The 7,931-nt window shown below is 51.9% G+C and carries 9 protein-coding genes; 8 read left to right on the top strand and 1 reads right to left on the bottom strand.

All coding sequences use genetic code 11. The annotated features are described in order from the left end of the window. Positions 1–40: 40 nt before the first annotated feature. The gene (locus QN359_RS18945) at positions 41–262 is read right to left on the bottom strand and encodes a hypothetical protein (RefSeq protein WP_322250077.1); all 222 of its coding nucleotides are present in this window, start codon (positions 260–262) and stop codon (positions 41–43) included. A 352-nt stretch (positions 263–614) separates the two neighbouring features. Between QN359_RS18945 and QN359_RS18940 the strand changes: the two genes are divergently transcribed. The 8 genes from QN359_RS18940 to QN359_RS18900 all read left to right on the top strand — a co-directional run. Continuing rightward, positions 615–968 carry a hypothetical protein gene (locus QN359_RS18940; protein ID WP_322250076.1) on the top strand — a complete coding sequence of 118 codons (354 nt, stop codon included), beginning with the start codon at positions 615–617 and terminating at the stop codon, positions 966–968. A 35-nt stretch (positions 969–1,003) separates the two neighbouring features. Further along, positions 1,004–1,321 (top strand): hypothetical protein, encoded by a 318-nt coding sequence (locus tag QN359_RS18935; protein WP_322250075.1) that lies wholly within the window; start codon positions 1,004–1,006, stop codon positions 1,319–1,321. Between the two features lie 1,363 nt (positions 1,322–2,684). Then, complete coding sequence (locus QN359_RS18925) at positions 2,685–3,947, top strand: aminotransferase class I/II-fold pyridoxal phosphate-dependent enzyme (protein ID WP_322250074.1); 1,263 nt, start codon at positions 2,685–2,687, stop codon at positions 3,945–3,947. Then, positions 3,944–4,780 (top strand): CoA ester lyase, encoded by an 837-nt coding sequence (locus QN359_RS18920; RefSeq protein ID WP_322250073.1) that lies wholly within the window; start codon positions 3,944–3,946, stop codon positions 4,778–4,780. The genes QN359_RS18925 and QN359_RS18920 overlap by 4 nt, the downstream gene beginning before the upstream one ends. Further along, a complete protein-coding gene (locus tag QN359_RS18915; RefSeq protein ID WP_322250072.1) occupies positions 4,777–5,301 on the top strand; it encodes a MaoC family dehydratase in 525 nt (174 codons plus the stop codon). Before QN359_RS18920 ends, QN359_RS18915 begins: the two co-directional genes overlap by 4 nt. Continuing rightward, positions 5,298–6,038 (top strand): SDR family oxidoreductase, encoded by a 741-nt coding sequence (locus QN359_RS18910; RefSeq protein ID WP_322250071.1) that lies wholly within the window; start codon positions 5,298–5,300, stop codon positions 6,036–6,038. Before QN359_RS18915 ends, QN359_RS18910 begins: the two co-directional genes overlap by 4 nt. 48 nt (positions 6,039–6,086) lie before the next feature. Beyond that, complete coding sequence (locus tag QN359_RS18905; RefSeq protein WP_322250070.1) at positions 6,087–7,112, top strand: fatty acid desaturase; 1,026 nt, start codon at positions 6,087–6,089, stop codon at positions 7,110–7,112. A gap of 30 nt (positions 7,113–7,142) precedes the next feature. Next, a partial coding sequence (locus QN359_RS18900; protein ID WP_323493611.1) for an ornithine cyclodeaminase family protein occupies positions 7,143–7,931 on the top strand: 789 nt, incomplete at its 3' end.

Genomic DNA, 7,931 nt, shown 5'->3' with positions numbered 1-7,931 from the left:
ATTTTCACTCATGGTCTGCCTCGTCTCTTTTCGACAGACACTAGTTTAAACTGTTGTCCGGATATGTGGATCCACTAAAGGGATCGATTTGCTCATTAAAATTTTGATTCACATAACTTCGATTAGGAGATATACCTGGATCATGATAAAAATCAGGAATCACTTCTTGTGCGTTGACCGTCGTTATCACTGCAGTCATTATTGATACAAAAAGCCATGGCGCAAATTTCGTTTCACCAAAAAGGAAAATACGTTTTTTCATTACACATCCCCCTAAATAAGTCCTCTCAACCTTGCATTTTATAGCGCCTTAAAAATAAAATTAATTCCATAAAATTAATTTTATTTCCATTCGTAGAAAAGTAAATAGGACAAATTCGAAAATATGCCGCGCACAAACAAAAAAACGAGCCTGAACGAAATTCTGGGGATAGGTGGACTTGTATAATCTCTTGAAATCGTTATCGGCATTAGGGGAACCGCTCGCCTGGCTGACCAATACACTAGAAAAACTCCCTGCCTGCCCCAACAGTCAGATCGACTCTCTGCTACCATTTCCACAGTCTCAATAAGCCTGACGGACGTGGCAATGTGGGGCGGCTGCACGCTTACCGATGGATCCCGATCCGACATGGCCAAGCACACTAGGGAACTCAAGTCCTACTACTGATAGCCCATCAAACGCTAGCGGAAATAGTTCTTGTGCGCCGACGCTTCCTAAGCCTGACCCATGTAAATACCTTAGGGATAAAGTTCGTGATTTGGGACGACAATATGATAGAAAAGTTGGCGATTTAGCTGAAGATCAATGGGATTTGTATAACCGAGCTTATGATGTCAACCCTGGGGCAGATATTGCGGGTAAAGGAACTTACGTAGGCCATGTCTCAAGAATTGCTGACATAAAAAAGGGGCTTGATCGTGCAGTAAAAGAACTAGAGGAATGTGAAAGAACAAATCGACGTTAAGGTATTTTGGGCGAAAACTAATTGGCGATATTGAAATGATTCATGAAATTATTACAGCGAATTTAATAGACAAAATTTTCCTTTTGATTCAAACACAAGCTGAATTCAAACGAGAATCAATTTGGTACGAAATTCAAGATGATTGGAGTTTCATTTATCTGCGAATTAGTGTTGAGACTATGGATGCAAAAAAAATGTTGGCATTAAGGAATATTGCTGAGTTTTTAGACTCAACGGTACCTGGGAGAGAGGATGATTGTTCGTGGATGGTAAGTTTAATATTGGATGGCGAAACAGTTGATACTTACTTTGGTGGAAATCTAAGCTCGCCCAAGATGGGTTTTCACGATTAAATAGTATGACTGCCACAAATTAATACATCGACGAGTAGGTTTTAGTATGTCAAGGAAACCCCGGTGTCCCTCTGTGGAAAGCGATCCAATTGGATTGAACGATGGCATTGATCAAAAATCTGACTAGGGTTTGAAACCCCGGCCTTCAGAGGCTGTCGCAAAAGCCTGATGGACGCTTTTTTTACACCTGAAACACCGTATACCTCGTCATTCCCGCGTGCTTTTGGCGGGAACCTAGTGTCGTTTTTTACACTGAAAATTCCACAACTTCTGGCATTTTCAGTTAACCACGAACGCCGCTGGATTCCTGCCAAAAGCGCGCAGGAACGACGTTACGGGCGGCTGGGGTAATGATGCAGACTGAAAACCCTTTTGCGACAGCCTCTTTTGGCCGGTGAGCGACGAAGGAGCGACGCGATGGGAGGGGATGCCAACCCCTTCCAGAGTCTTTTCCATCGTCGCTTGCGACGATCCATTAAGTTGTTCAAGCATTTCAAAAACGATTTAGCCTGCGGCCGAACTTCTTGCACGACTTTTTTGGCCAATTGCATGCGCTTACAAATGCATGCCGCTGCCTATATTTTGCATCACCAATTACGTCATCGGTGTTGAAACCGTAGGAATGATCAGGAAGTACATTGTGAGAGTTGCTCTTTAACCAGAACATCATCAAGCATGAGTAACAGCCTACGTCCGCTGCCACCGCACCAGTAAGCCATCATTTCCGCTTTGGCTAAGGCCATCCGGGAAATCGAATCAATAATTGAGAACTTGGCAAACCGGGGGGCATCCATGTACGCCGCGCCAGAACCGTCATTGACTTTTGATGTTTGATTCGAAGCCTGACTCAGACTGATTATACATGGCGGCGGCAGGCTCGCCCCCCCCTGTCCAATCCCATGAATAGGCAATTATTGCTAAAAAGCATAATCAAAATTGAACTCGTCAGATTGAAATTTTAAAAATCCTACGGTATGATTTTTACCAGTGCTGAACACACGTAACTCTCTTGCGCACTAAGCCACAAACAACTTAATGGATCGTCGCAAGCGACGATGGAAAAGACTCTGGAAGGGGTTGCATCCCGTCCCATCGCGTCGCTCCTTCGTCGCTCACCGGCCTGAGGCCGAGGTTTCAAACCCTAGTCAGATTTTTGATGCAAAAAATTTAAAAGCTGGAGAAATAATAGCTCTTCAAATTGCAACGCAAGCAAACACTGTTGCCTGACTTGATAGGACAGCTACGGTGCGTTTCATAAGATTTGTCAAGTTATCTTCTTTTATACTAAGCGCCTTGTGTTTTCCGTCATCATGCTCTTGAGCAAAAAAAACCATGGCATCCACTTCAGGGACAGTGTGACTATATGAGTGATTCGAAGAACGCCTACATCAATACCGAACGCACGATTTCCATCGGCAATCCATCTTGGCAGCTTGCTCAGGATTCAGGATTGACCGACCGCAGCGTCACGCATGTTGCGCGTAGTCGTATGCGTGACCAAAACGAGCACGAGTTCATGAATATGTGCTCATGCTCCTATCTGGGGCTGGAGATCGATCCACGATTGGCGCAGCGCGGCGCCGAATATGTATTGCGAACCGGAACCGTCAATCTGCCGACCTCGCGCATCCGTATTCGCCTTAAGGAGCTCGACGAGCTCGAAGATGCTCTCTCCTTGCACTTCTCTTGTGCCGCCTTCACCGCCACCTCATGCAGCGCCGGGATTGTCGCATCCTTGCCGTTGCTGGCCGCTGGTGTGTTCACCGACGGCCAGCGCCCGTTCATGATTTTCGATAAGCATGCGCACTTTGCCCTGAATCAGGTGAAGGCGGTATGCGGTGATGAAACCGAGGTGTCGACCTGTAATCACAATGACGTCGATTTCATCGAAGACATGTGCAAACGCCATCCGTTGGTTGCCTACATTGCTGACGGAGCATATAGCATGGGCGGCGCGGCCCCGATAGAGCGATTGCTGGAGTTGCAGGAAAAATATGGCTTGTTCTTGTACTTCGATGACTCGCATTCATTGAGTGCCTACGGCGAACGCGGCGAAGGGTACATCCGCTCGTTTATGCCAGAACTGTCTGCTCGCACTATCTTGGTGTACTCACTAGCGAAGGCCTTCGGTGCCAACGGCGGCGGTATTTTCATCTCCAAGCGTGCTAATTACATCAAGGAGTTCCGTCGCTTTGGTGGGCCAATGTCCTATTCCCAGTATCTCAATCCGGCCGCCATCGGGGCAGCGCTGGCCTCGATCGAGATTCACCGGACTCCGGAGCTGGCTCAGCTGCAGCAACGCCTGAAGCGCAACATCAACCACTTCGACCAGCTTATTCCTACGCAACATGCTGGTACCGAATTGCCGATCAGAGTGGTGCCGATGGATAATGCGGACATGGCGGTGCGAGTTTCGCAAGCGGTCTTCCGCCGCGGCTACTATACCTCGGCCGTATTCTTCCCCATCGTGGCGCGCAATAAATCGGGTTTGCGCGTAATGATGCGCGCCGATATGAGCCAAGTCGATATGGATGATTTTTGTATCTCGGTCAATGAAGAAAAATTGCGCTATCAGGGCGAACGCAGCGGTCTGCCATCCGGCCTGTTGAACATGGTGACGGCATGACGACGCTGACTCCGCGCAGCTTCCTTTATTGCTCCGCGCTCAATGAAAGCCAGTTCTGCAAATCAACCAACACCGATGTGACGGTCATCGATTTGGAAGACGGCGTGGCTAAGGAAAGGAAAGCAGAGGCACGTGCAATTGTCTCCGGCTTCTACCGGTGTCCGGTATCGGCTTGCACTGCGTTACGGATTAATTCAATTTACCATCCGGAAGGACTCAAGGATATTCTTTTAGTTAATGCCTTACCCCATAAGCCCAACTATGTTGTGATGGCGATGGTCGAAAGTGCGGCCGAAATCGATATCGTAAGGCAAAATCTTTCTGACTCGGCGATCAGACTACTCGTCACGGTCGAAACTCCCGCTTGCATGCGTGTCATTTATGACGTTGCGGCAGTGTCCGACGGCTTGATATTTGGATCGGCAGATTATGCGGCCAGTCTCGGTGTGGCTATCGGGGGCTGGACTAACATCCTGCATGCGCGTTCGCAAATTGTGGCCGCCGCCTCCTACGCGGGGATTCCCGCCTTCGATACCGCTTATTTCAAGCTCGGTGACGAGCAGGGCTTAGCTGAAGAATGCAAGCAAGTCATGCAACTTGGCTTCGCCGGAAAAACAGCGATACATCCGAATCAAATCGACACCATCAATGCCGCTTTTACGCCGACTAAGGCCGAAATCGCGCACGCCGAAGCAGTGCTCGCCACCGTCGAGAGCAGTGGCAACAATATCACCAAGCTTGATCGGATGATGATCGGTCCGCCGTTCGTCAAGCTTGCGCAAAAAATCCTGGCGCGCCGCCGCGCCCTTGAGCAAAAACAAGGAGTGCTATGAACGACATGTTACTGGCGCATGAGCGCATTGGTGAAAAACGCTATCGGGAAGTGTACGGACTAGCCTACGAGGAGTTCGACATCGGCGACATTTTCGAACATCGTCCGGGCCGCACCGTGACCGAGGTCGATAACATCTGGCAATCTCTGATCGACATGAACAAGCATCCTGCGCATATTGACCAGGCGTATGCGCAGCGAACCGAATTTAAAGGATTGCTCGTGTCGAGTTCGGTGACGCTTTCAATCGTCAGCGGGATGACGGTATCGACCATGAGCGCCCGAGCCACGGCTAACCTGGCTTGGGATGAAATTCGTTTGCCCAATCCTGTGCTAGTGGGCGACACGCTGTATGCCGAGAGTGAAGTGGTGGCAAAGCGAGAATCTGCATCGCGCCCGAACGAGGGCATCGTCACGATCAAGGTGATTGGACGAAAGCAAGATTCGACGGTGGTGATCACGTATCTGCGTACCTTTCTGGTTCCCAAGAAAGCGTATTGCATGAAGTACGATATCAAATGAAGAAAATTGTTGTTGTTACTGGAGGAAATTCCGGCATTGGAGAAGCCTGCGCGTTCCGCTTCGCGCTGGAGGACTATCACGTCGTCATTTGCGCCAGACGCGAAAACCTGAATCGGGAGGTCGTCCAACGAGTGCGGGCGGCGGGAGGATCGGCTGAACAATTCATGGTTGATCTGCGCGACGCCACCGCGATCGCCAAGCTGTTTGATGCCATAACGATGCGCCACAGCCGCATCGATTCCTTGGTCAACTGCGCGGGGATCGAAGGCACGCCTTTCGTCAGCTTCGAAGCGTATCCGGACGAGGTCTTCGATGACGTCATGGCGATCAATGTCAAGGCGCCGTGGTTATGCATGAAGCGCGTACTCCCCCTGATGCGCGAGCAGCGCAGCGGTACCATCGTGAATGTGGCGTCGCTGGCGGGGCTGCGCGCCAGCGTGACGGGCGGCGTCGGCTATACGGCCAGCAAGCATGCCTTAGTTGGCGTGACCAAGTCCGCCGCTAGGGAATATGCGGTGCATCAGGTCAGGGTCAATGCCGTGTGTCCGGCGTTCGTGCGTACTCCCATGGCACAGTCAGTGGTTGGCTGCGACATCGACCAATATGGCCCAAGCCATCCGATCAACCGCGTCTGCGAGAAAAACGAGGTGGCGGACGTGGTCTACTGGCTTTGCTCGGATCAATCATCGTTTGTGACCGGGGTCGCCATCCCGGTGGACGGAGGCGTGCTCGCCTGAGCCAAAAGAGCCACAAGCTACCAACAACTTCAAGAGGAAATGCAAGTCATGAGCCAAGCAATAAGCGATTTGTACCCGATGTTGTACCGGCAATCGCCGCCGCTGATCAAAACCAAGCAGCTCGATGAGATTCCTGCAGCGATGAACGGGGTGATTTTCGTCGTCATTGCCGCGATCAATCTGTATCAGTTCCTAGGTGCTCCGCTGCTGATCGCCCGAAACCCATGGTACGCTCTGACCCTGATCCCGACACTGCTGATTTCATCGACTACCGGCGTGCTGGTGCACGAGGCCATCCATGGGATGCTGCACCGGCATCCGGCGGCGAACCGTTTAATGGGGCAGGTCATGGCGGTGTTCGTGGGTATTTCATACGATCTGCAACGAATAGACCATCTGAAGCATCATAAATGGAGTCGCACGGTGAACGATTGCGACGAAGTCTATCTCGCTCCGGCCAAGAGCCGGCGCAAAATAGCACGCTACTACTATTCCAAACTGGTCGGCGCTTTCTATCACGATTTCTTTCTGACTTGTGTGATCGCCTGGTTGCCCCGCGCCCTGATGTTGCGGGTGATGAGCGTCTTATACGCGACCAGAGTCGATGGTACCGACGGCTCACCTTTGTCGACCCTGATACGCACCAACAAGCTGACCGCCTTGCGATGGGAGGGGATGGCGTCGATACTGCTGCTTGCCGCCGGTACGCTGCTGTACTGGCCATTTCTCTGGATATTGGTCTGCCTGCTAATACTGCGCGCCCTGATCCTGACCGTGCTGGACAGCTTCGCCCACTATGGTACGCCGCTGAACGACAGCTCGTTCGCGAAAAATGTCCGCATGCCCTATTTCTTTGAGAGGTATTGCATGCTCAACTTTAATTATCACGGCGTGCACCATGTGTTTCCGACCACCCCGTGGATCCACCTGCCTGCCCATATGCAGCACTTCGCGCCCAATTTCTATTTCATCCAGCATGGCGGGCTGCGGGCTGCGCTGAAAGCGAAGTACACGCCGCCGCGCTGCATATCGGCGTTTCCTTCGGCCGTGGGCTCTGCACCGACTAGCACTTAAGCGGCTATGACCAGCCTGAAAATTGACATCATGTTGCTATTAAATAATTCAGACATTCAGCGCGCCTTGCGCATGACGGAAGCGATTGCGGCGTTGCGCGCTATGCTGGCCGGCACCGAGAAGATGGTGGCACCACCGCGCATGATCATCGACAACGAAGAGCATGGCGCTTTGTCGCTGTTCATGCCAGCCTTGCTCAGTCGAGGTGGACACCTTGGCATCAAAGTATCGTCGATTTATCCCAATAACCGACGTCATGGCCTGCCGACAATCAACGGTGTGGTGGTACTGCTCGATAGTGCGAGCGGTCGGATCACGGCCATGCTCGACAGTGCTGCCTTGACGTCGATCCGGACCAGCGCCGTAAGCGCGCTGGCGGTCGACTTGCTGGCACCGCAACAGGCCGGCACACTAGCGATCATCGGCGTGGGTGTCCAAGCGCGTGCCCACCTGCTGGCCCTGTCTATTGTAAGGAAATTCAATGCAGTCAAGGTATTTGGTCGCGATGCCAAGCAAACCGAACTCTTTGTTGAGGAAATGTCAGGTCAGGTAGCAGTGCGTCTGACTGCGGCCGCGACGCTCGCCGACGCCATTGCGGACGCGGATGTCATCTGCATGGCCACCTCGCACACCGGCGTCGCCCCAATCCTGTTGGACGAGTACCTCAAGCCGCAGGTTCATATCAATGCCATCGGCGGCGGTACCGTCAGCGCTTGCGAGTGCGATCCTCTGACCTTGCGTACCGCGCGCGTCTATGTCGACGAGATCGACACGGCGCTGCGTGAGTCAGGCGACATCGCCGCGGCGCAGTCGCCCGGC

It is taken from the genome of Undibacterium sp. 5I2 (assembly GCF_035019605.1).
GTDB lineage: Bacteria > Pseudomonadota > Gammaproteobacteria > Burkholderiales > Burkholderiaceae_D > Undibacterium.
The sequence above is the reverse complement of the archived record's forward strand: the minus strand, read 5'-3'. Positions and strand labels throughout refer to the sequence as shown.